At 38.1% G+C, this 23562-nt stretch carries 24 protein-coding genes and 1 pseudogene; 8 read left to right on the plus strand and 17 right to left on the minus strand.

From position 1 onward, the window contains the following. Positions 1 to 78: 78 nt before the first annotated feature. Entirely contained in the window at positions 79 to 693 is a 615-nt protein-coding gene (locus AC625_RS13730; RefSeq protein ID WP_049681781.1) for a nucleotidyltransferase family protein, read from the minus strand. Next, positions 690 to 1685 (minus strand): XdhC family protein, encoded by a 996-nt coding sequence (locus tag AC625_RS13735; RefSeq protein WP_049681782.1) that lies wholly within the window; start codon positions 1683 to 1685, stop codon positions 690 to 692. The genes AC625_RS13730 and AC625_RS13735 overlap by 4 nt, the downstream gene beginning before the upstream one ends. Before the next feature lie 517 nt (positions 1686 to 2202). Here AC625_RS13735 and AC625_RS13740 point away from each other — a divergent pair. Further along, complete coding sequence (locus AC625_RS13740) at positions 2203 to 3744, plus strand: multicopper oxidase family protein (protein ID WP_049681783.1); 1542 nt, start codon at positions 2203 to 2205, stop codon at positions 3742 to 3744. Here AC625_RS13740 and AC625_RS13745 read toward each other — a convergent pair. Further along, entirely contained in the window at positions 3741 to 4745 is a 1005-nt protein-coding gene (locus AC625_RS13745; protein WP_049681784.1) for an FUSC family protein, read from the minus strand. The two genes, AC625_RS13740 and AC625_RS13745, sit on opposite strands and share 4 nt — an antisense overlap. Before the next feature lie 426 nt (positions 4746 to 5171). Between AC625_RS13745 and AC625_RS13750 the strand changes: the two genes are divergently transcribed. Genes AC625_RS13750 through modB form a run of 3 tightly spaced genes read left to right on the plus strand, consistent with a single transcriptional unit; the run spans position 5172 to position 7131 of the window. Further along, on the plus strand, positions 5172 to 5645 hold the full coding sequence (locus AC625_RS13750) for a MogA/MoaB family molybdenum cofactor biosynthesis protein (protein ID WP_049681785.1): 474 nt from the start codon (positions 5172 to 5174) through the stop codon (positions 5643 to 5645). A gap of 16 nt (positions 5646 to 5661) precedes the next feature. Next, positions 5662 to 6438 carry a molybdate ABC transporter substrate-binding protein gene (modA, locus tag AC625_RS13755; RefSeq protein WP_245645007.1) on the plus strand — a complete coding sequence of 259 codons (777 nt, stop codon included), beginning with the start codon at positions 5662 to 5664 and terminating at the stop codon, positions 6436 to 6438. Between the two features lie 24 nt (positions 6439 to 6462). Further along, positions 6463 to 7131 (plus strand): molybdate ABC transporter permease subunit, encoded by a 669-nt coding sequence (modB, locus tag AC625_RS13760; RefSeq protein WP_049681786.1) that lies wholly within the window; start codon positions 6463 to 6465, stop codon positions 7129 to 7131. Positions 7132 to 7628: 497 nt separating this feature from the next. Here the strand turns inward: modB and moaC are convergent, their stop codons facing one another. The 6 genes and pseudogenes from moaC to AC625_RS13790 form a co-directional block, all read right to left on the minus strand. Continuing rightward, positions 7629 to 8114 carry a cyclic pyranopterin monophosphate synthase MoaC gene (gene moaC, locus AC625_RS13765; protein WP_049681787.1) on the minus strand — a complete coding sequence of 162 codons (486 nt, stop codon included), beginning with the start codon at positions 8112 to 8114 and terminating at the stop codon, positions 7629 to 7631. A gap of 52 nt (positions 8115 to 8166) precedes the next feature. Beyond that, entirely contained in the window at positions 8167 to 9183 is a 1017-nt protein-coding gene (moaA, locus tag AC625_RS13770; protein WP_049681788.1) for a GTP 3',8-cyclase MoaA, read from the minus strand. A gap of 31 nt (positions 9184 to 9214) precedes the next feature. Next, complete coding sequence (locus tag AC625_RS13775; protein ID WP_245645102.1) at positions 9215 to 9421, minus strand: MoaD/ThiS family protein; 207 nt, start codon at positions 9419 to 9421, stop codon at positions 9215 to 9217. Between the two features lie 34 nt (positions 9422 to 9455). Next, positions 9456 to 9887: pseudogene (locus AC625_RS13780) on the minus strand (molybdenum cofactor biosynthesis protein MoaE); the annotation flags it as partial. A 56-nt stretch (positions 9888 to 9943) separates the two neighbouring features. After that, positions 9944 to 11203 (minus strand): molybdopterin molybdotransferase MoeA, encoded by a 1260-nt coding sequence (locus AC625_RS13785; RefSeq protein ID WP_049683740.1) that lies wholly within the window; start codon positions 11201 to 11203, stop codon positions 9944 to 9946. A 162-nt stretch (positions 11204 to 11365) separates the two neighbouring features. Then, positions 11366 to 12385 (minus strand): ThiF family adenylyltransferase, encoded by a 1020-nt coding sequence (locus tag AC625_RS13790; protein ID WP_049681790.1) that lies wholly within the window; start codon positions 12383 to 12385, stop codon positions 11366 to 11368. A gap of 345 nt (positions 12386 to 12730) precedes the next feature. On the opposite strand from AC625_RS13790, the gene AC625_RS13795 reads away from it, so the two are divergent. Continuing rightward, positions 12731 to 13300 carry a PepSY domain-containing protein gene (locus tag AC625_RS13795; RefSeq protein ID WP_049681791.1) on the plus strand — a complete coding sequence of 190 codons (570 nt, stop codon included), beginning with the start codon at positions 12731 to 12733 and terminating at the stop codon, positions 13298 to 13300. Positions 13301 to 13481: 181 nt separating this feature from the next. Here the strand turns inward: AC625_RS13795 and AC625_RS13800 are convergent, their stop codons facing one another. Together AC625_RS13800 and AC625_RS13805 are read right to left on the minus strand one after the other, a co-directional pair. Continuing rightward, positions 13482 to 13760 carry a hypothetical protein gene (locus tag AC625_RS13800; RefSeq protein WP_049681792.1) on the minus strand — a complete coding sequence of 93 codons (279 nt, stop codon included), beginning with the start codon at positions 13758 to 13760 and terminating at the stop codon, positions 13482 to 13484. 443 nt (positions 13761 to 14203) lie between these two features. Then, on the minus strand, positions 14204 to 14731 hold the full coding sequence (locus AC625_RS13805; protein ID WP_049681793.1) for a hypothetical protein: 528 nt from the start codon (positions 14729 to 14731) through the stop codon (positions 14204 to 14206). A 260-nt stretch (positions 14732 to 14991) separates the two neighbouring features. On the opposite strand from AC625_RS13805, the gene AC625_RS13810 reads away from it, so the two are divergent. Both AC625_RS13810 and AC625_RS13815 read left to right on the plus strand, forming a co-directional pair. Next, on the plus strand, positions 14992 to 16608 hold the full coding sequence (locus AC625_RS13810; RefSeq protein ID WP_049681794.1) for an ABC-F family ATP-binding cassette domain-containing protein: 1617 nt from the start codon (positions 14992 to 14994) through the stop codon (positions 16606 to 16608). Positions 16609 to 16853: 245 nt separating this feature from the next. Then, on the plus strand, positions 16854 to 17090 hold the full coding sequence (locus tag AC625_RS13815) for a hypothetical protein (protein ID WP_049681795.1): 237 nt from the start codon (positions 16854 to 16856) through the stop codon (positions 17088 to 17090). Between the two features lie 467 nt (positions 17091 to 17557). Here AC625_RS13815 and AC625_RS13820 read toward each other — a convergent pair whose 3' ends face one another. From AC625_RS13820 to AC625_RS13830, 3 genes are all read right to left on the minus strand, one after another. Then, positions 17558 to 17821: a hypothetical protein gene (locus tag AC625_RS13820; RefSeq protein WP_049681796.1), complete on the minus strand. Its 264-nt coding sequence runs from the start codon at positions 17819 to 17821 to the stop codon at positions 17558 to 17560. Between the two features lie 312 nt (positions 17822 to 18133). Then, positions 18134 to 19678, minus strand: coding sequence for a flotillin lipid rafts scaffold protein FloT (locus tag AC625_RS13825; RefSeq protein ID WP_049681797.1), 1545 nt, complete (start codon positions 19676 to 19678; stop codon positions 18134 to 18136). A gap of 13 nt (positions 19679 to 19691) precedes the next feature. Next, positions 19692 to 20222, minus strand: a complete 531-nt coding sequence (locus AC625_RS13830) for an NfeD family protein (RefSeq protein WP_049681798.1) — start codon at positions 20220 to 20222, stop codon at positions 19692 to 19694. Between the two features lie 273 nt (positions 20223 to 20495). Here AC625_RS13830 and AC625_RS13835 point away from each other — a divergent pair, with 273 nt between their 5' ends. Then, positions 20496 to 21062, plus strand: coding sequence for a biotin transporter BioY (locus AC625_RS13835; protein ID WP_049681799.1), 567 nt, complete (start codon positions 20496 to 20498; stop codon positions 21060 to 21062). 45 nt (positions 21063 to 21107) lie between these two features. Here the strand turns inward: AC625_RS13835 and AC625_RS13840 are convergent, their stop codons facing one another. From AC625_RS13840 to AC625_RS13850, 3 genes are all read right to left on the minus strand, one after another. Continuing rightward, positions 21108 to 21602 (minus strand): YusW family protein, encoded by a 495-nt coding sequence (locus AC625_RS13840; RefSeq protein WP_049681800.1) that lies wholly within the window; start codon positions 21600 to 21602, stop codon positions 21108 to 21110. Between the two features lie 133 nt (positions 21603 to 21735). Then, the gene (gene trhA / locus AC625_RS13845; RefSeq protein ID WP_049681801.1) at positions 21736 to 22389 is read right to left on the minus strand and encodes a PAQR family membrane homeostasis protein TrhA; all 654 of its coding nucleotides are present in this window, start codon (positions 22387 to 22389) and stop codon (positions 21736 to 21738) included. Between the two features lie 150 nt (positions 22390 to 22539). Next, on the minus strand, positions 22540 to 23136 hold the full coding sequence (locus tag AC625_RS13850; protein WP_053178105.1) for a cell wall hydrolase: 597 nt from the start codon (positions 23134 to 23136) through the stop codon (positions 22540 to 22542). Positions 23137 to 23562 lie beyond the last annotated feature (426 nt).

Raw genomic sequence — 23562 nt, forward strand, 5'->3', positions numbered from 1 at the left:
AGTTGGATTCGCCGACCAAAACATTTGAATCGCTCTTAGCTCATACTAAATACCACCTGTTAGATATTTAATATCTTTCTATCTCAGTCGCTTCAATAAAGACTGGTATTCTTCCTCTGTATCAATATCTAAAAAATGAATATCATTTGCGACTTCAATTTGTTTACCTTGTTCTTTTATTTCACCACGGATAATAGCCCGCGCCCCTTGATCACCAGTTAATTCCATTAACAATGGAAATAGACTCCTTGTAAATAGTACTGGTGGTTTTAACATGCCTTCATGCGAACAAGCTATATAAGAAACAATGTGTGATGATTCAAATTTATCAACTAATTGATTAATCATCTTACTCGTCACAAATGGTTGATCTGCAAGCAAAACAATCACACCGGCCGCCCCCATTTCATCGGCCACGCGCACACCTGCTTGAAGTGAAGCGCTTTGACCACGATCAGCTACTAAACATTCTAAATAACGCCAACTTTTATTTTTCGAAAATGGGGCCAACCACTGGAGCGAATCTCCCTTTCGAGTAACAGCGATGTTGACATCAAGCTTTGATTCCAGTGCCGCCCTAAAAGCCATACTTCCCAACCATTGATGTTCAACTGGTAAATTAAGTTTAGATCTGCCCATTCTACTACTTTTTCCTGCTGCAAGATAAATCCCCACTAGTCCAGAATGATTCATAGATATTCCACTCTTTCACAAACAGGCTTTCGCCACACTTCAATCATTTCAGCAACTACACTAACGGCAATTTCAATAGGTCCTTTAGCGCCAATTGGCATCCCTATTGGTGAATGAATCCACTCTGGAACGTTATCACATTGAAGAAGCCGTGTTGTCCTTTCTTTTGGCCCTAAAACACCTAAGTATCTTAACTTTTTATCGATTAATGATAAAAGAATTTGTTGATCCCTTTGAAAATGATGTGACATGATGACAACAAAATCATCGGCGGAAATTGAGATTTCTTCCATAAGTTTCGTTGGAAAATCAACCAAAAGTCGAGCCGCTTGTGGAAAATTCTTCTTCTGACAGAACTCTTCCCGCCAATCACACACAGTTACAGAAAAACCTGTTTCTGCTGCAAGTGCGACAAGTGGCTGAGCATCAGGCCCTGCACCGAACACAATTAGTCGTGGTTTTGGCTGATAAATATGAAGGAAAATTGGTTGTTCAGCGATAACCCCGCTTTTCAAATCAAAAATTATACGAGGAATTTGCCCAGACCACCGTCCGAATGGTTCACCATCATTTGGGATAAACATATACTCCTCTGATTCAGGATATTTTTTCAACATGGCGATTGTTTTATCAGTAGCAAGCAATTTCTTAACTACATTAAGATCTCTTTGATATATTTCACTCACTGGCTCCAGCAAAATATCAATGATTCCGTTACATCCTGCCCCTTGCCCCCAAGCTAAGTCAGTTTCCTCGCTCATATCATATTGAAGCGAAATCGCCATTTGATTTTTCAATACCTGTTGCGCTTGGATCGCCAAATCCATTTCTAAACAACCAGCACTTAACATGCCTATTTGTGTTCCATCTTCAAAAAAAAGCATCTGTGAACCTTCTTTTTTATAGGCCGAGCCTGTAACTCGAATAATAGTCGCTAATACTTTTTTCCTCGAATCATTCATCATGTCTAATATTCGGTAAATATCTTCCATGTAATCCCCCCATGTCCGTCATACAAACCTAAATGGCCTTAAAACGTCATCAGTTACGATGAAGGGTTGATCATTAAGCACGCCACACTCGCCTCATCACAATGGTGGCGGTGCGGAGCCGGAATTTCAGATGCTTACTCATTCATATAAGGATACTAGCTAAGTAGATTGGCTATATGAGTAAGCCGCGAAGCCCCGTCCCCATGTCCGTCATATATAGATTCTAATTTATGTATATTCATAGACACCCCTTTCCTAGAATCGATAGTTTTTTTCTTAACAGGGTCATATACATAGAAAACCTGAATGGTGTTAAAACGCCACCAGGTACTATGAAGGATACAACATTAAGCACACTACATTCGCCTAATCATAATGGTGGCGGTGCGGAGCTAAAATTTTGGATGCTTTCTCGATAAAATGAGTATACCTGCTAAGTAAGGGGCTTATGAGTAAGCCGCGAAGCTCCGTCTCCATGTCCTTCATAGAAGAAAACCTTGTAAGGGGCGGGAAAATTATGAAATTAAGAAAATTTGTAGATGCACTGCCTATTCCTCCACTCTTAAAGCCGACTTTGCGTTCAGGAGAATATACGTATTACGAAGTGACCATGAAAGAAGCGAAGCAAGCTTTACATCATGACATACCGGAGACAACTATTTGGGGCTATGAAGGCATTTATCCTGGGCCTACAATTGAAGTCGTTCAAGGCGAAAAAGTTTTTATTAAGTGGATGAATGATTTGCCAGAACACCATCTGTTTCCAATTGATCACACCGTACACGGAGCGGAAAAGGAAATACCTGATGTAAGAACCGTTGTCCACCTTCATGGCGGTCGAACAGAGCCAGAAAGTGACGGTTATCCGGATGCATGGTTCTCAAAAGGATTCGGCAAATTCGGATCATTTTTTCAAAAAAGTGTGTATGAATATGATAATCAGCAAAGTTCCCGTGCACTTTGGTATCATGATCATGCAATTGGACTAACGCGATTAAATATTTATGCTGGTTTAGCAGGATTTTATCTACTCCGGGATTGGCGCGAACAATCGTTAAATCTGCCAAGCGGCGAATATGAAATTCCTTTATTACTTCAAGATCGTTCATTTAGGGAGGATGGCTCCTTAGCCTATCCAGTGCAGCCTAAAGACAATGTTTCCGGTATATTCCCTTCAATAGTCCCTTCTTTTTTTGGTGATACAATTGTTGTAAATGGGAAAGTCTGGCCATATCTTGACGTCGCACCACGTAAGTATCGCTTTCGTTTATTAAATGCAGCGAACGCGCGTTTCTTCCGCTTAACATTAGATTCGGATCAGTTATTTTACCAAATTGGCACAGATAGTGGCTTTCTTGAGAAACCGATTGGGGTCAAATCATTGTTGCTTGCACCCGCAGAGCGGTTAGATGTGATTATTGATTTTTCTAATCTTGGCGGTAAAAAGATCACGCTAAAGAATGATGCTCCGACTCATTTTCCGATTGGGGATCCTGTTGATCCGGATACAACGGGGATTGTGATGCAATTTCGAGTGACAATGCCACTCTCCACTATCGATACAAGCGTTATACCAGACTTTATGGGGCCTATTCAATGGCTACCTGAACATACAGCAAGAAATAATCGATACCTACAATTAAGCGAGGAGAAGGACTGGTATGGGAGACCCTTATTTCTTCTTGATCAGAAAAAATGGGATGATCCGATTACTGAACAGCCACATGTTGGTACAACTGAGATTTGGAATTTCGTGAATACAGATAATGATGATCATCCCATCCACATCCACCTTGTTCAATTTCAACTTCTTGACCGATGTTCTTTCGATGTGGATTTTTATAAAAAAACAAAGCAAATCAAATACACAGATCGCCCTATTCCACCGCATGCTGGGGAACGAGGCTGGAAGGATACGATTCGCTGTCCTCCTGGTTTTATTACCCGAATTATCATTCCGTTTTTCCCTTATACAGGTCAATATGTGTGGCATTGTCATATGCTTGAACATGAAGATTATGAAATGATGAGGCCATATCGCGTCCTTCCACCGAGCTAGCCTTCGTTTTTTGACAACTGATCTAGTTTTTTCAACAAGCTTTTTGTTTCATGATATAAAGAAACATGAAACCGCTGTTGTTCAAGATTACTTGAAATCATAACTTTTAACGTTTCACTCGGTGGGTAAAGAACTACCGGGTTTTCTTTTGCGTGAAAAAATGGGGCCAATGCTTTGACTTGAGCAGCCCAAATAGATTGTTGATCAGGTGTTATCGTTCCTGATTCAGACCAAGCGATGAGTGTTCCAACAATATTTGAAAGATAAGCATAGCCTTGTGTTAAGTAATCCATCCGTTGTTGATAATTTTGCAGATTTTTCTTGCTTTTTTTTGTAAAAGGATTGTATTGAAGGCTTTCAGATGCATCTTGAATAAGAGAGTTAGCTTGGTGAAGCTCTTTAAGCAATTGTTTTGTTTCTGTTTGCAAGGTGTACCCTGCTTGTTTTTCCAGACCAGACTCAGCCCAATCAGATACTCTACTAAAGGTTGTTGTTAAATGAGTAGCGAAATGATGGATGCTTTTCGAAGCTTGATTGGTAAAATTCGGTGGGTATATGAACATATGTACAATAACAGCAACAAATGCGCCAATCAATGTATCACGGAAACGGTCTATTGGATAATAACCTGATTTATGACCCAAATCAAAGACGAGCAATACCGTTAGCGCAACTTGATGGATCGTCGTTGCATCCCTTTTTAACCATGTAGCGACAAAACAGCCAATAAGAATCAGTGTTCCAATCGTCCAACCATTTACTTGTAAATGTGGGGCTATGAGAACAGTGACTGAAATGCCAATCATTGTTCCGACTATTCGGTGAAAGGAAAAGCGAATAGAGCGATTAATTGTAGTTTGTAAACAAAGAATGACGGTGATGGGCGCTAAATAAGGATGATGAGACCCCATAAATTTAGCAATCTCCCAAGACAGCGCAGATGCAAGAGCCATTTTCAAAATAAGCAGTGTTTTATTTTCCAATTGCATGTTATGTGTCATGTGCAATCTGACCCCATTTTTATCAAAGTAGATAATCTGTATTTAGGGTTCCCCTTTTGTTGATTTTTATTTTTTGAAACGTATAAATCTGAAAGTCAACTGTAAGCTAGCTTGAGCACTTCGTGAACCTCTTTTTATGTTTAGAGTACCAATAAACTTAGTCGTTTATGATTTCCTGTAAGGCTAGATCATGTCCAGGGTCAATGACGCTCTACTTTATCTATAGGCTGTGTTATATAACGCTGTTGATTTTTAACAACAATATTGTTTAACATAGCCTATCTATAAAACAAACACAAAGAAACATGAACAGGACAGCAATTTTCGTTCTAACAAATATGATATGCATCAATTTTGTTACTTCGCATATATAACAACTAGGTGGAAAGGGGGCTGTCTTATGTTACATGATCAAAAAAAAAGTTTATCAACTGCAAAATTATAACAGTTAGCGATTCAAGAACCGCTGACACGGATTACAGTGGCCAGTTAATGAAAGAGTTACTACTGAAAAACGGGCATATTGTCACAGCCTATGAACTTGTTACAGATGAAAAAACAGACATCGTGCAGGCGTTTCATTCCGGATGTATAGACCCTAAGATCGATGCCATTTTACTAAACGGTGGAACGGGCCTTGCCAAAAGAGATGTGACGATTGAAAGCATCCAGCCATTATTACATAAAGAAATGGTCGGCTTTGGTGAGATTTTTCGAATGCTGAGCTATACGGAAGATATCGGCTCAGCGGCGATCCTATCTCGGGCGATTGCTGGAGTTTATAACGATACAGCTGTTTATTGTACACCTGGGTCAGTAGGAGCCGTTAAACTAGCCATGGAAAAATTAATTATCCCCGAACTTGGTCATGTGATTTCAGAAATCAGAAAAAATTTATAACTGAAATGGGGCAAAAATGATGAAAATTTTCTTTAAACCAGTCTTGATGTTCTCTATCATCCTTCTACTTTTTATCAGTGGATGTAAGGAGAAACAAGAGAAAGTTGAACTGACCATTTCGGCAGCGGCCAGCTTAAAAGATAGTATGGATGCCATCCAAGCACAATTTGAAAAAGAACACCCAAATATCTCTCTAACGTTTAACTATGGGGGATCAGGCATGTTGCAAAAGCAAATTGAGCAGGGCGCTCCAGTTGATGTATTCCTTTCTGCTGCGGAACAAAATTATCAAGCACTCGAAGAAGAAAACATGCTAATTCCAGAGATGGGCGGGCCTTTTACAAAGAACGCCCTTGTCGTGATTGCTCCAACAAATAAAAAGTATGCTTCTTTCAACGATTTGATAGAAAAAGGAGATAAAATCGCAATCGGCATCCCTGAAACTGTTCCCGCAGGCGCCTATGCAAAAGAAACTTTACAAAAAATAGGGAAATGGGAAGAGATACAAGATAAATTAGTGTTAGCTAAAGATGTCCGTCAAGTATTAACTCTTGTGGAGCAACAAAACGTAAGCGGTGGCATTGTTTACCAATCTGATGCTGCAAGTTCTGTTAAATTGAACATCATTGAAAAAATTGATCCTTCCCTTCATTCAGAGATTCAGTATTACGGAGGCGTTGTTGCGAACAGGAGCAATTCAAAGGAAGCGTCATTATTTATCGACTTTCTGCATAATTCAGCCATTCAGAAGATTTTTGTTGAAAACGGATTTATCCCTATTACCTCGAAATAAAGGATAGAAACTGAAGGTGGAAACATGAACCAAGATTACTTTTTTCCGATTCAATTATCCTTAGTCGTTGCTTTTGCAGCGGCATTGGCCGCTTTTATTACTGGTGTCATATTAGGGAAGGTATTTTCTGTACAATCATTTAAAGGAAAAATCCTTCTTGAAACAGTTCTTATGCTACCACTCGTATTGCCTCCTTCTGTGATCGGATTTTTATTAATTTTGATGTTTGGTGCAAAATCCCCAATTGGTCAACTGATTGAAGCCTTTACAGGAAGCACCATCCTTTTCACTCCCTTGGCGGCAATGATAGCAGCTAGTGTCGTTGCTTTTCCGCTGATGTTTCAATCTGCCAAAGCGGGATTCACAGCAGTTGATAAAGATATCGAAGGTGCTGCTAAAGTAGATGGAGCGTCTACTTGGGCTGTTTTAGTGAAAATTTCAATTCCTTTAGCAAGCAAGTCGCTTATAGCCGGTGGTGTACTTAGTTTTACCCGTGCACTCGGCGAATTCGGCGCAACTCTCATGTTTGCCGGCAACCTTCCAGGCAAAACGCAAACGATTCCGACCATGATTTATATTGCTGTCGAATCTGGCAACACCAAACTCGCCTTTAGTTATGTATTATTTAGCATTACTTTGGCCTTTATTTTACTTGGGCTGATACAAATCATTAACAAAAGAAATGATCTATAATTCAACAAAAGATGAAAAAGTAAACCGCCATTTTGCGAGTAATGCAAGAACCATTCATCGATAACAGTACATCCATCTATACCAAGGCAAGGTTACCCATAACTAAATAAGCAGATTCAAAGTATCAATTCCGTTACAATTTGACGCATACACTCTGGATTTGACGCATATTTTTCAAGTTCCTCCACCTTCAACTATTAAAATAGACAGGCACTTCTGTGACAAAAAACGCTTAGCCTTTTTAGCCAAGCGTTTTTTGTTTATCCCGCATTAACGGGCAGCTTCCTCCCCACCTCAATGCTTAGAGGAATCGAAGAAGCGATTGGTGAGATACAGTGAAACTTACCTTTGTGGTCTTCAAAGCTTTAGTTGAACCAATCACCAATCGGGTTCGTAGAGTCGCTTTACCGAAGCAGAGTGGAGGTATTAGCGACTCTAGAACGGGGATAACAATCAGTAGGAGATGAAGAAACCCCCCTACTGATTGAAGTTTCACTTTATTCAATTCTGGTAAAATTGCCACTCTTGCCACCAGTCTTTTTCACTAAAAATGTTGGTCCGATTATCATGCCTTTGTCAATGGCTTTACACATATCATATACCGTTAAGGCACAAACGGAAACAGCCGTGAGCGCCTCCATCTCGACGCCTGTACTTCCTCTCGTTTTTACTGAACAGGTTATAATTAATCGGTTAGCATCCTCTGTTCTCTCCCATTGAAAAAAAATGTCAATGCTAGTTAAGGCAATGGGATGGCACATCGGGATCATATGGCTCGTTTGTTTCGCTGCCATAATTCCAGCAATTTGCGCAATGGCAAGTACGTCCCCTTTTTCAATCGAACCACTCGTCATTTTATTGTATATTTCTTCTGATAAAAGAAGGCTAGATTGGGCAATGGCTGTTCGATTTGTTTCATGTTTGTCGCCAATATCGACCATTCTTGCCCGACCCTGCTCATTAAAATGGCTAAATTCTAACATCTCGCCTTCCCTCTTTTCAATGAAATACATCCTTATCTTATGATAAATGGATTCAGCCACCAATATAAGACATACCGATTTTCTTTCGACTTTTTGCAGTTAGCTCCGTTCGTTCATCAGAATAGCGATCGTTCCGCGTATTCCATATTTGCCAAATCGCATTGGCCAGTTCTTCATTTGTCGCATTCCCCCGAAGGAGTTCTTTTAGATCATACCCGTTTGATGCAAATAAACACGTATACATTTTCCCGTCGGATGATAATCTCGCTCTCGTACAAGATGAGCAAAACGATTCAGATACCGACGTAATAAAGCCGATTTCAACATGACTATTTTCATAGCAATAGCGACCGGCCACTTCCCCGTAATAATTGGCTTTTACAGGAGTCAATTGATAATGCCTTAATAATTTGCTGAGAATGTCCTTTTTCGTTACCACTTGTTGAAAGCTCCAATTATTATCTTCGCCAACGTCCATGAACTCAATAAACCGAAGCGTAATCTCCTTTTCTTTAAAATAAGCGCTCATCGGCATAATTTCTTGTTCATTGACTCCTTTTTGGACGACCATATTAACTTTCACTGAAAAGCCGAGATTTTTGGCATAGTCAATGTTCTCAAGTATTAGCTTTGGATCGATACCACGACCATTCATTTTGCTAAATGTTTCTTTAGACAACGCATCAAGGCTAATATTTAAACGTCGCAGTCCTACCTCATACAGTGATTTTCCATATTTTTTTAAAAGCAATCCGTTCGTAGTCAAGGCGATGTCTTCTAGCCCCTCTATTTTTCTAAGCATCTTGACAAACTCTGGCAAATCATTTCTAAGCAATGGTTCCCCACCAGTTAACCGAATTTTCTTCACACCCATTTGAACAAAAATAGTAGCTAGTCTTGTCATTTCTTCCAAAGACAATAATTCACTTTTTGGCAAAAACGCATATTCATCACCATATACTTCTTTCGGCATGCAATAGGTGCAACGAAAATTACAGCGATCGGTTACAGAAATGCGTAAATCTCTTAAAGGTCTGTTTAAGCGATCACTAAGTAGTTCAGTCATCATGATCAGTCCTTTTTTAGATTTATTTGTGATTTCATCCTCCACTTACCGGCGGGATAAAAGCAACAGAATCGCCCGAATATATTGGTTCTGTTTCTAATACATATTCTTCATTTACTGCGACATGCCATGAAAAGTCTGTAAATCCCGGATACGTTTCATTCGCCCATTTAATGAGCTCAGCGACTGTTCCAGCTGTCCAACTGATCGTTTCTGCTTTTTTTTTCGTCAATTCTTTCATTTGCGCAAAGTAATAAAGATGAATCATCACTTCCCCCCTCCGATGGTTTATATGTTTGTCCGCCCACCCACTTTTCACCATCTTCCCAAATTTCTTTTTTCCAAATGGGAACATTTTTTTTAATTTGTTCGATTGCATATTCGTTTGCTTCATAAGCTACTTTTCGATGTGGCGAAGAAACTGCTATGATAATCGCGGTTTCTGAAATTTGCAATATACCGATTCGATGGGCAATGGCAATCCGTGTTCCCGGCCATTTCGTTTGAATGTCAGATCCAATTTCCGCTAGTTTTTTCTTGGCCATTGGAACATACGCTTCATATTCTAAATAAACAGTCCGCTTTCCATTTGTCCATTCGCGGACAATCCCCGCAAACAACGTCACGGCTCCAGCCTCTGGATGTGTGACATATTGTAAATATCGAGTAGGGCTTAATACTTCATTAGTAACTTCAAATGGACCCATATTTCCCTCCGTCATAAGAATTTTGGCGGTAACCATGTTGAAAATCCAACTGCCTCTTATTCACGTATGACCCAGCTTTCATGGCCTTCATCCATCCCAAGCAACAAGACGTCCACAACTTCTCCTCTCTTAATTCTGTCAGTTCCTCCTGGGAGTACGATGAATGCATTTCCGCGTGCAATCGATGTAACAGAGTTCGATTTATTAAAACCAGCGGGGGCAATCAATGCGCCAGAAGGTTTCGATTCATAAACAGCTCGAATAAATTGTGTAAACGAGTTGAATGTAGCATCTTCCTTTATAACTGCTTTAGCGTAATGCAAATATGGTTTAGTTGATCCCATCATTGCTAATAGTGCTGGTCTGGCAAACAATTCAAAACCGACAAAGCAGGAGCTTGGATTTCCGGATAGGCCAAACAATAAAGTCTGATCTGTATGCGCAACGGTTGTCACACTACCGGGACGCATTTTTACCTTATTAAATAGAACTTCCGCCTCCATTTTTTCATAAACAGCAGGTAGGTAATCAAAATCACCCACTGAAACTCCTCCTGTTGTAATCACTGCATCACAAACTTCAGCCGCTTGCTTTACTGTCAAATAGCAAGCTTCTACATCATCAGCCCGTACACCTAGCCATTTGGGCTGCACACCAAGCCGCTTTAGCTGGGCCAAAATCATTGGACCGTTAGAATTACGGATTTTACCCGGTTCAAGCGGTGTGGAAACATCTAGTAATTCAGAACCAGTAGCAAGCACCCCGACAACTGGTCTCCTTGCTACTTTCACATGCGTATAACCAAATGTCGCCAGAACCGCAATCACGCCCGGGGTAATCATGGATCCTTTTTCAATGATGACATCGCCTTTTTTGGCATCTTCGCCTTGTAGCGACACATTTTCAAATGGAGTAAATGGCTTATGAATCACAAATGAATGTTCACTACTTACTGTTTGCTCCAACATAATCACTGCATTTGCCTCTTTTGGTAGCTTTGCACCTGTCATGATCCGGACAGCTTTATTTTCTTCAAGCGATACAGATGATACATCGCCTGCACCAATACGATCAATTACTGTAAAAGCAGCTGGTGAATGACTGGAAGCTTCTGTTGTATCAATAGCACGAACCGCAAAGCCATCATAGATAGAACGATGAAACGGTGGAACATCATGGTTCGCCAATACAGGTTCTGCTAAAATACGCCCACAAGATTCATTGAGTGAGATCGTTTCACTTGAAATTTTACCAACCTGTTTCATAATTCTTGAGATTGCTTCACTAACTGTGATCGGATTCCTTGTTTTCAAAATGGCAAATTGCCTCCTCTCGATCAATATGAGTATTCTCTGGAAGACACAGCGCTTAAAACACAACATTCCTTGGGACGATAAATCCGAATAAAAAAAGCCTGACTGTTCTACTACTATTCGGACGGGTATTATAAAATTCCAGCTAGATTCAATCATGCAGTTTCAGCCAAATAATTGATGATACAGCGAATTAGCTTCGTTCACATCTTGGATACCATGAAAGAGTAGGCGACCATTAGCAAACAGCATTAAGCGGCAACCTTTATAGTCGATTTGAACAAAGTAAGGGGTTCGTTTGAATGGGAGGTTTTGACTGTTTGCTACATGTTCACCATCATCAAGTGTGAGCGTTCGCCCTGTTGCTGGAATAATTTGTGCAGTTGAACGACCACAAAATGAAGTGGATTTAGTTTGATTGATACGTTTAAGTGACGGGTATGTACGTTTCTCGCCACAAGAAGGGCAATTTATTCGCTTTATTTTTTCAATTCCAAACTTGTGATGTTGGTTCGTCCATACATCGAGCCAGACTAATTCTTTATGCATATGATCGATATCGCCACTTAAATATTTGAACACTTCTGCACATTGGTATGCTGCTGTCATATAAACGGCTGGAGCAATTACACCTGATGTAGTACATGTTTCGTTCATAGCCGGTAAAACTGGTAACAGACAGCGAAAACAGGCAGATGAATCTCCATGAAATGATTTAACAACACTTGTACTTCCCACACACGCACCGTAAATCCACGGAATTTGATGCTTCAAACAAGCGTCATTGATGATCAGCCTTGTTTCAAAATTATCCGTCCCGTCGACAATAATATCGCTTCTGCCGGCGAATTGTTCAACCATTTGTGCGTCAGCATGATCAAAGATCGCTTCAACGGCAACATGGTGATTGACTTGATATAGTCGTCTTTTAGCAGCTTCTACTTTAGGAATCATATCTATAGCGTCTTGTTCGGTGTATAGTGTTTGTCTGTGTAAATTGGAGAATTCAACATAATCTCGATCTACAAGTATTATTGTGCCAATACCAGCACGGGCGAGGATATCTGCAGCCGCTGACCCGAGCGCTCCACAGCCAATAATGGTCACATTCGCTTCCTGAAGCTTTCGCTGACCTTCTGTACCAAGCATCTTAAATCGCTTCTGCTGTAAATATCGATCTTCCATTCCACTACACTCCCTACTTTCGATTCCTACTATCAACATTAAAATGAAGCTTCCGCCAAAATATAGATTACCAGCAACCATCCAGATTTAATACCTTCGTCGACATGACCCAATTCCAGTTGTCGAAAATAAGATTCAATCCAATCTACACATACCATTATAATTTTAAGTGCTGTCAAAAATGATCGTATTCCGTTTATAAAAAGCAATAAAGCAAGTCAAAAAAACTGAACTCTTTATATTCTTATACTTCTTCAAGGAAATATTAACCATCTCTTTCTTTTTCTATAAATTCCATGGATTATGATAAAAATAAATACAGACAAATCAGGGAGGTTTAAAACCATGCAATTAATAACCAAGCTATTAACTGGTGCGATAGTCATAGGTGGTCTAGGGGCTAGTGTTTATGCGTTGACAGGTAACGAACCTACAACACCACAAATAATTGAACCTTCACAAAAAAATGTAAAAGCTCAAACAATTACTGAGCAAAAAGCAAACGAACTTGCTCTGAAAACAACAAAAGGTGGTATAGTTACGAATACTCATTTAGAAGAAGATACCGAGGGTAAAAAATACGAAGTTATTATCGTAAAGCAAGATAAAAAATTCGAAGTGGATATAGATGCCCAAACAGGTAATGTTATCGAAATCGATCAAAACTTATTAAGTGAAGGTGAACTCAAAGTTGAAGTAAATAATCATCAAAATGTTTCTCCAAACATTTCTCTAGCGCATGCAAAAGAATTAGCGTTAGATCAAGTAAGAGGGACAATAACTGAAGCGGATTTACAATATTTTAATAATCGCTTAGTCTATAATTTTGAAATAAGTACAGCTGATCATCGTGAAGCAGAGGTTACCGTGGATGCAACCGATGGAACTGTATTAAAAGTTGATGAGTTAAAATAAAGATTTTGCTCAAGACGTGAACCCAATTTGATGAGTCATCACAGTTAATTATCATTTACACTTCATAATCTTTTTCAATTCTAAAGGCTCTCTTAGTCCATATTATTGATAAAATGTTGAAAAAGGGGGATCTATCAGCAGGTCTTTACAATCATTCAAATGGGGCTTGAAATCAGCAATTCTAATCCCGAAACCATTTATTATCTCCTTGTCCTTCATTAAAAAACAAATCAACAGGATTAGTTATATGTATTAAAAATAATGACTCTTCATTCATATTATTTCCACAAAAAAGTAAAGGCCAGTTATTTTCTCCATTATTGATAATGACTAAAATAGCCCCTACACTTTCATCGTTTTCTATTTTGTAATAATAAAAATTCTTTATTTTATGCCTTTTTGTTAGGGTTACTCTGAATTCACTAAGAGCAAGAAAAGGTGCTAAAAAAACATTTATCATTAACCAAAACTTCTAACATCAAGACTGTAATTACTTTTTATACAAGAGCATACATACAGAAGCGAGTAAGCTGGCCTTTACTCGCTCTCTTCAAGATCCTCCATTCTTTTATATACTCCTGCATGGTGCTCTCTATAATTTTTACACGCATCCCTGAAACATTTTATTTTTATCCCCTTAGGAAGCTCATCTTTATATTTTTCATAACAGTAGCATATCTCCATGAACTACAACCTTTCTGAAAGGATTGTGACATCATTTCACTTAGCTGAAGCAAATATAATCCCCATTTTTAATAGAATTAAAATCTTTTTATTCTTCTACACCGGTCACTTTTCATATTTACTCAACTAAAATAAAGATCATTTCTTTCAGCTAAAATTTCAACATTATTAAGAACGGGACGCCTCATTAACTACCCTCCTCCTATTTTAAAATTTTTATTAAATTTCCCCTGTAACGTTATTAATTTTCCAGCCATTTTCCTGCTGAACGACTTCAACAGAAATATGTTTTGCTTCCGTTTTATTACCGACTGAAAAAACTTCATATACGAAAGTCCCTTTGTCAAAATTAATCTCATGATCTTTCAATTTCATATAATCTATACAATCTTTAGATTTACTAAAGCCATATCTTAAAGAATTTCCATTATCAAATGTAATGCCTGTTGACTCAATGCTAACGTTTACTGCCACCCTATTCTTCAATTCAACAAGATCCTTAGTTTCAATCGCTTTGATAAAAAGGAACACATCATCATTAATTCCAAAAGCAGTTTGTTGATTCTTTTCCAGCATGATTATTTGTTCCTCTAATTCAGCTACTTTACTTTTTAATTGTAAATTTTCATCAATGATAGCCATTTCCAGAAACTTATCCTCATCTGTATTATGCACTGAAAAAAAACTGCAGGAGCCGAGTAGAATAATCGAGCTGCATATTCCTACTAATATTAAACTTCTCGACATGAACATCCACCCCCACAATAATATTGTATCTATATATTATTAAACGTATTTAACAGTAATAAAGTTTCAAATTTTTGATATTTTTTTGACAATTATCAACTTTCCACTTAAATATCGTTCATTTTTACAAATAACCGCTTGAATCGATAATTTATATCAGCTATTTTCAGATAAAATCACAGTTTATCTGAAAACATTTCTCCGTGGCAACAATACATGGTATACTTTTATAGATATTGTCATTGGAGGTATGTATGTAAATGATTACTGTTAATAATGTCGGCTTGCGCTATGGTGACCGTAAATTATTTGATGAAGTTAATATAAAGTTCAATCCCGGTAACTGTTACGGTCTGATTGGGGCAAATGGAGCTGGAAAATCTACATTTCTAAAAATCCTTTCTGGTGAAATAGAAGCACAAACAGGCGACGTTCACATGGGACCAGGTGAACGCCTTGCTATTTTAAAACAAAACCATTTTGAATTCGAAGAACATGAAGTACTTAAAGTTGTTATTATGGGACATGAGAAACTGTACCAAGTGATGCAAGAAAAAGATGCCATCTACATGAAAGAGAATTTCACGGACGAAGACGGCATGAAAGCAGCTGAACTTGAAGGTGAATTTGCTGACATGAACGGATGGGAAGCAGAATCTGAAGCGGCTATCCTTCTTAAAGGTCTAGGAATTGGTGAAGATCTTCACACAAAGAAAATGGCTGAATTATCAGGTGGAGAGAAAGTGAAAGTATTACTTGCTCAAGCCCTATTTGGTAAACCGGACGTTCTTCTACTAGATGAGCCTACCAACCATCTTGACTTAAAAGCAATTAAATGGTTAGAAGAATTCTTAATCAACTTTGAAAACACGGTCATCGTTGTTTCGCATGACCGTTACTTCTTAAATAAAGTTTGTACGCATATCGCTGATCTTGATTTCGGTAAAATCAAAGTATACGTCGGAAACTATGATTTCTGGTATGAATCAAGCCAACTTGCACTTAAAATGGCTCAAGATGCCAACAAGAAAAAAGAAGAAAAAATTAAAGAATTACAAGCCTTCGTGGCAAGGTTTAGTGCCAACGCTTCTAAATCAAGTCAAGCAACTTCTCGTAAAAAATCTCTTGAAAAAATCACTTTAGATGATATTCAACCATCATCTCGTCGTTATCCATATGTTGCGTTCACACCGGAACGTGAGATTGGAAATGATTTATTACGTGTTGAAGACATCTCAAAAACAATTGACGGTGTTAAAGTATTAGACAATGTAAGCTTCATTATAAATAAAGACGACAAAATTGCTTTTGTTGGGAAAGACGAAATTGCTAAAACAACATTGTTTAAAATTTTGGCAGGCGAAATGGAGCCAGATAGTGGCTCATTCAAATGGGGTGTAACAACCTCTCAAGCCTATTTCCCTAAAGACAATGCTGAATACTTTGAAGGTGTTGACACTACATTAGTGGATTGGTTACGTCAGTACTCACCAAATGATCAAACAGAAAACTTCCTGCGTGGTTTCTTAGGAAGAATGCTCTTCTCTGGTGAAGAAGTACTGAAAAAACCTAGTGTTCTTTCTGGTGGGGAAAAGGTTCGTTGTATGTTATCAAAAATGATGTTGAGTGGTTCGAATGTTCTAATGCTTGATGAACCAACATCTCACCTTGATTTAGAATCAATCACTGCTTTGAATAACGGCCTTATTAATTTTAAAGGCTCATTGATTTTTGCATCACATGATCATCAGTTTACTCAAACGATTGCTAACCGCATTATTGAAATAACTCCAAGTGGTATGGTAGATAAACAAGTAACATATGATGAATATCTTGAAAATGGCGAACTTCAAAAGCAAATTGCTGCCATGTATTAATAGGTTGAATCCGTGGGTGACTCAAAATGAGTCACCTTTTCTTTATTTGGTTGAAACTTAGAGCCCTGAATACTTAATTTAATCAATTTCTGGAATAAGCATACCATACTATATTCTGACGAGGTAATTGTTAAAATGCATAAATTGTTTCATTAATATCCCCTTCACTTTTTATTTTTTCATTTATTCTACCGAGGTTTATGTTGGAGCCATTTTGGCATAATGGAAGTAAGGAGTGATGATTCATGCATACGAACGAAACAAAAGATCTCTTTGAGGATGCAGGACTGCTGTTTTTATACGAAAAATTCCAATATCAGCTTTATGTAACTAATTTACTAGGAAAAACAAAACCAGAAATATTGGAGAAGTTTTTAGAGTGCTACGAGTTCCAACAAAATGAACCACTTTTCTTTGATGAATTCGCTTTTCATTTTAGAATTTTTCAAAATATCTTCATTAAAAATAATTGGGTCAATTGATAAAGTGAAACTTCCATCAATGGGGGATTTACAGGCTGTTTATCCCCCACTATTTTTTACAAAAATTGAGGTTGGGGTATTACAAGCTTGTTAAACCGGGATAAAATGATATACTTTTGATCTAAGATCCAGCATGCTAGAACCATTAAAATATTACTTTTGAATGGTGTATTTAAGTATGACTAAACGGATGAAAAAGCGAAAAAAGAATCGATTCTAAAAAATAAAGGAGTTCTTCGGAGAGTTAATTGGAGAAGGTATATTTCATCTACCTTTTCAAGTGATAAGTTTACCTTTCCGCGCTGTCTAGTGGTTAAATTACGAAGATATTTGACCGATTTAATTGGAATTGATCCTATGAGGAAGTCATGCAAATATCCGAATGCATAGATTTAGACCTCGTAAATACTAAACACTGGATACGTGTACAGATGACGAGGTCTACTTGGAATACATTCCTAATTAGGTCATCGGTAGACTGGATACCCCCCATAATTAGGATACTGGTAGGGATAAGGATAAGGGTATGGTCTCGGCCTGACACCATATCCTCCAAAACTTCCGCCTAATAAAGCACCCGCAGCGAGCCCACCGAGCAAACCGCCAGCTAATCCGCTGCCAAAACCACCAAAGCCAAACCCACCGAATCCCGGTCCTCCCCCAAATCCTGGCCGACCACCATATACAGGTCCTCTGAGATCATGATAAAAGTAAGGAAATTCTTGGTTCATTAATAATCCTCCTCGGTTTTTTCTAAATTCCTATTCCTATTAGCTGTATGTTCTATAATCTTATTTGCATAGGCAATCGTCTTAGATTTGTTAAATCAGCTACACAAATCGACTAATTACGTGAAGCTTCAAACAGTAAAAAGCCGTTCCGTATCACGTCGTCTGCATTCCCTTTCCTACTTATTCTCCTTTGCTGTATCAAAAAAAGGATCCGACACCGAAACTATTAAATCCAGTATATAAGAAGTGTATTTAACACTATATACTGGATTTAGAGTACGTGGTCAGACCCTTCTATATCCTTGCAATCTATTATTTTTCTTTCGTTTCTTTGCTTGCAGCCGTTGTTAAGTTCGTTTCAATAAGTTCAGTTTCCGAACGATTTCGGTCTATATAAGGATTTCTTTTACCAGCAAAACTTTCTAGTAAATCCTTCACATCAATTCCAGAAGAAGCCTTCAGTGATTCCTGTAATGTTGACATAAGGTTAGTCGCATAGCCGGTTACTTTATTAGCACCGCTGTTCGGGCCATTGCTTCCAGTATCCACTACTGTAATCTTATCAATATTACCTAATGGAGCTGCTACTTGTTTCGCGTATTCAGGAAGCATTTTCAAAATCATGTCCATAACAGCCGCTTGACCAAACTGTTCGAATGCCTCTGCGATTTTTTGTTTTGCTTCTGCTTCTGCAACCCCTTTTAATCGAATGATTTCAGCTTCAGTCGTTCCTTGGGCTTTTTGTGCTTCCGCTTTTGCTAAACCGTCAACTCTAATTTTTTCTGCTTCTGCTTTCGCCATTGCTTCAACACGGTATTTATTCGCATCTGTCTCGGCAATATCTTTCATTTTATTTGCTGAAGCAGCCTGTTCAACAGCATAGCGATCTGCATCTGCTTTTTTCTTCACTTCTGAATCATATTGTTTTTCACGACGAAGAATCTCTTTTTCCTCAAGTTCAATTTGCTTTTGCCGCTCAATGATTTTGATTTGCATTTCTTGCTCCGTTACTTCCTGTTTCGAACGAGCTGTCTCTAGGTCGTACGCTTGGTCAGCTCGAGCTTTTGCGATATCCTGTTCTCTACGGAATTCAGCGATTTTCAGTTTATTGATTTTTTCAGCTTCGGCAATTTCTGTTGCTCGTTCAAGTTCAGCTTGTTGGGCTTCTTTCGATGCTTCAGCACGTTTGATTCTTGTTTCTTTATCTGCTTCAGCGGTAGCAATATCCGCATCCCGTTTCACTTGAGCAATTCGAGGTTTACCGAGTGAATCAAGATAGCCGTTCTTATCACGAACATCTTTAATGGTGAATGACACAATCACCAAACCCATTTTCGCAAGATCCTGGGAAGCCACACGCTGAACTTCTTGTGAAAATTTCTCACGGTTTTTATAAATCTCCTCTACTGTCATTGAACCAAGGATGGAACGCAAATGTCCTTCAAGTACTTCACGCGCTTCTTGTTCACGGTCTTCCTTCGCTTTTCCTAAAAATTGTTCGGCAGCAGTCGCAATCTCATTGATTGTGCTTCCAATCTTAATAATGGACACGCCATCTGCCATTACTGGAACACCTTGCTCTGTATAAACTTCAGGTGTGGAAACTTCCAATTTACTAGATAACAGGCTTATTGGTTCTGCTTGTTGAAAAACTGGAAGTACGAACGCTCCGCCACCTCGGACGATTTTAATTTTATTTCCTGATTCATCTGTGTGTACATTTTTGTTTCCTAAGTAACTACCTGTAATAATTAAAGCCTCATCAGGTCCTGCAGTACGATATTTCGTTATAAAAACCCCAACAAGAGCTATTAATAAAACAACGACTACTCCAATAATCCATAAATATTCTATCATCTATAATATCCCCCTATCCAATTTCTATCTGTTGATGTGGCAAAACATGTAATACACCATTTTTCACTTCAATCACTAATACGAGCGATGCTTCTGGAATTGCTTCATTATCAAAGCTTACTGCAGGCTTAGCAATCGAACCGCTTGCACTTTCAATCAACACTTCCCCAAAACCATCCACTGGAACGGATGTTAACACTTTTCCAATTCGTCCTTTCAAATCCGATTCGGAAATGGATAGTGATTCTTCTGCAGATGATAAAGGAATAAGAATGAATATATTCAACAAGCTGACAATCAGGAGAGCACTGCATCCAGATATTACTGCAGATAAACCACTATGCAAGTTCGTTACCTTTTCAAAAAGATAGCCTGAAGCACCGAAAACGGTGAGAAAAGCGAGGATTAATACCGGATTTAAGTAATCAGGAGCTTCCAAGCCGGAAAGGATATCACCGAATAAAATAAATAATAGGGTCAATACACCAGATATAATTAAGGTATATAAGTAAATTGTTTCAAGTGGTAATCCAAATATCTCCATCGTCCTCATCCTTTTATCTCGAATTTTAACTTTGGGCATACATCTCATTTACATGACTGGTAAAGCACTCCTCTCTTTCTTTTTTTTGTTGCTTACCTACTATACGAATTTGTTTTGCGAAGGTTTCGTTTTTTTTGAAATTTCTATAAGGATTCTCGTTTTCACTCTATTCCCAAAAAAATTAAAAATAATAGATTGACAGTCAACGGCATCACGTTTAAAATTCAATTGTAAACCAAATTAACTTTAAAGTTAACAAAAGGAGTGAAAATCTTGCAAACTAAAAGTCAAACTCGGCTAGTCAATCTTATTATTATTGCTTTATTCGCAGCAATTATTGGAATCCTCTCACAATTCACGATTCCAATTCCCCCTGTTCCATTTACAGGACAAACATTAGCAGTTGGCTTAGCTGCAACAATATTAGGCGCAAAAAGAGGAACTTATTCTGTACTACTTTACTTATTAATTGGAGCGGTTGGAATACCTGTATTTGCAGAGTTGAAAAGTGGCATTTCAATTATCTTCGGACCTACCGGTGGCTATTTAATCGGCTTTATTCCAGCTGCTTACTTCATTGGCTTTTATCTTGAAAAAACGAAGTACAACGTGTTTCATGCAATCATCGCTAACATCATTTCCATGTTCTTTCCATTACTAATCGGTACGGCTTGGCTTAAGATTGCAGCTTCGCTGTCTTGGACAGCTGCATTTGCAGGAGGTTTTCTCCCTTTCATCGTTGTCGGTATTGCAAAAGCAATACTTGCTGGCTGGTTAGGCATTCTCCTCCGCTCTAGGTTAGAGTCAGCCAAAGTACTTCCTAAGAGCACTTTGGCTTAATCAAAAATAAATAAAAAAGGAACAGCACTGCTGCTCCTTTTTTATTTATTTTTGATGCTTGTATTCTTTTTTTGTACCATCATCGAAATGAACGTCTAATTCAAAATCATGATAATTCTCATCAAGTTTAAAAACTTGAAGCACTTCTTTTATGACTTCATTATCTGAAGTATCTTTTGTGAAGGTTAGTTGGTCGAATTTAGTCTTTAATTGATTCATCGCGTCATCACCATATATGCGCTCCCCATTAACTTCATCTTTAACGGATGCTTCCATATCTGAACCCATTGTGTCAAAATCAGCACTATACTCTTTACCATCCACATACTCCACATCAAGTTCAAATTCCTTAAATTTAACGTTAGAAGCCAATTCTGCGTTCTGAATTTGATCCTGATCTACATTGGCATTTCCGCTATTTGTTTGTCCGGCCTTTTCTTCCACCGGGGGATTATTAACAGCGTTTTTATTTCCACAAGCAGCTAACAAAAGAAAGGCTGCAACTGAAACAAATAATATCTTTAACGATTTTTTCATCATATTGTACCTCCTCGCGATTCATAATTTATATATTTCCCAATTTTAAAAATATAAACCCTACAAAATAGATAAACAAGAAAAGAGCCTATAATAGACCAGCCATTTTGGTCAATTATCGGCTCCATAGATTTTTTTACAATATCTGAATTGGGAGTATATACAACAATACAGCAAAAAAGTGTGCAGCAGATCCGCCTAATACAAATAAATGCCATACCGCATGATGATATGGAAACCCACGCCATACATAGAAAATGGCTCCAACCGTGTAAAGTAAGCCACCTATCATTAATAGGTTGACACCCATTGCAGGCAAATTTGATGATAATGGTCCCCAAGCAATGACAATCATCCACCCCATCGCAATATACAAAAGGGTCGAAAGAAATAGAAATTTTTTCACAAAGAATGTTTTAAAGACAGTCCCTACAACAGCTACTCCCCAGACGATACTGAGCAGTGTCCAACCTAGGGTACCATGAACAGCAATAAGCATAATCGGGGTATATGTACCAGCGATGAAAAAATAGATAGCTGAATGATCGAAAATCTCAAATACATCTTTCGTTTTTCCTTCTGGAAAGCTATGCACCAAAGTTGATGCTACAAATAAGGTAATCATCGAAATGCCATAAATCGTAGCAGCTGTCACATACCAGGCATTTCCTTGCTTCGCTGAAAAAATGATTAAAAATACTAAAGCTGCGATACTAAGCAATACACCGATACCGTGCGTGATTGCATTGGCAACTTCTTCTTTCTTTGTATAAACATGAGTATTTGCCATTCATTCAGCTCCAAATTCCCGGCCATCACTTTTCCTTTTTTAGGAAATCCAGCCTTTTATTATTCATCTCATTTATTATACTCCACTTCTTTGCTGTATTAAAGAAAAAGGGATGAAGAAGCGTCAACCTTCTTCATCCCTTAATATGGTTTATATAGCAAAATGATGCCCACCGATTATTTTCGTTACATGTAGCGTTCTCATCCATTTACTGCTTGAAATGCTCGGATTATAAAAATATAATTGATCATACGTATAGCCTTGAATTGCGAGTGCTTCATTAACAGCTTTTTTCGAATCTTCATCAGCAGGTTGTTTGATACTACCGTCATCTACCGGAGAAAATTGATTGTCCTGATAAATGACTTCAGAAATCGTATCTGGAAAAGCATCATCATGAACACGGTTCAAAACAACAGCTGCAACTGCAACTTTGCCTTCATATGGTTCTCCCTTTGCTTCTGCATGAACTAATCTGCTTAATAGCTCTTTATCACTATTACTAATACTAGTAGGTATGATAAATGTTTCTCCTGGAATAACGACATTATTTTCATTATCATTAACTTTCTTTAACTGTTGAATTGGCACACCATATTGCTTTGCGATATCCCAAATCGTTTCCCCTTGTTTTGCAATATGTTGTTTCTCCGCTGCATATACCTTTGATGTATTTACAGGTAAATTATACCCTATTGAAATTATACTAAAAGTGATGATACATATCACAATACTTAAAAGTTTCATCCTGTAACCTCCTTGTTAAGCACTTCACAAGGATAACAAGCATTCAAGTGTTTTTCAGTGTTTAATTTTTCCCAAGGAAATCAAGGAAAAAAATAGAAATCACATGGCTGACTTCATATAATTGCGTATAAACGTATCATATCAGCGTTTATACGCAAATTCTTTTTACTTTACATAATTTAGCCATTGAATAACATGGAAGCTGTGCATGAACTTACATTAGAATTGATTTCACCTTATGGTATTTATTAGATAAACAACCATTGCATTCATCCCTTATACCTCCTCTTAGCAGAATTATTCAAGCTGCTTTTTGCTCGTTCATTCATTCTTACCATGTCTATAAATGTGGATAATCTCATTCTTTTAAATGCGTGTTCAGAAAGGAGGATAAAAAGAGCCGAGAAATTCGAGGAGTGATAGTTT

Source organism: Peribacillus loiseleuriae, from assembly GCF_001183985.1.
Classification (GTDB): domain Bacteria; phylum Bacillota; class Bacilli; order Bacillales; family DSM-1321; genus Peribacillus; species Peribacillus loiseleuriae.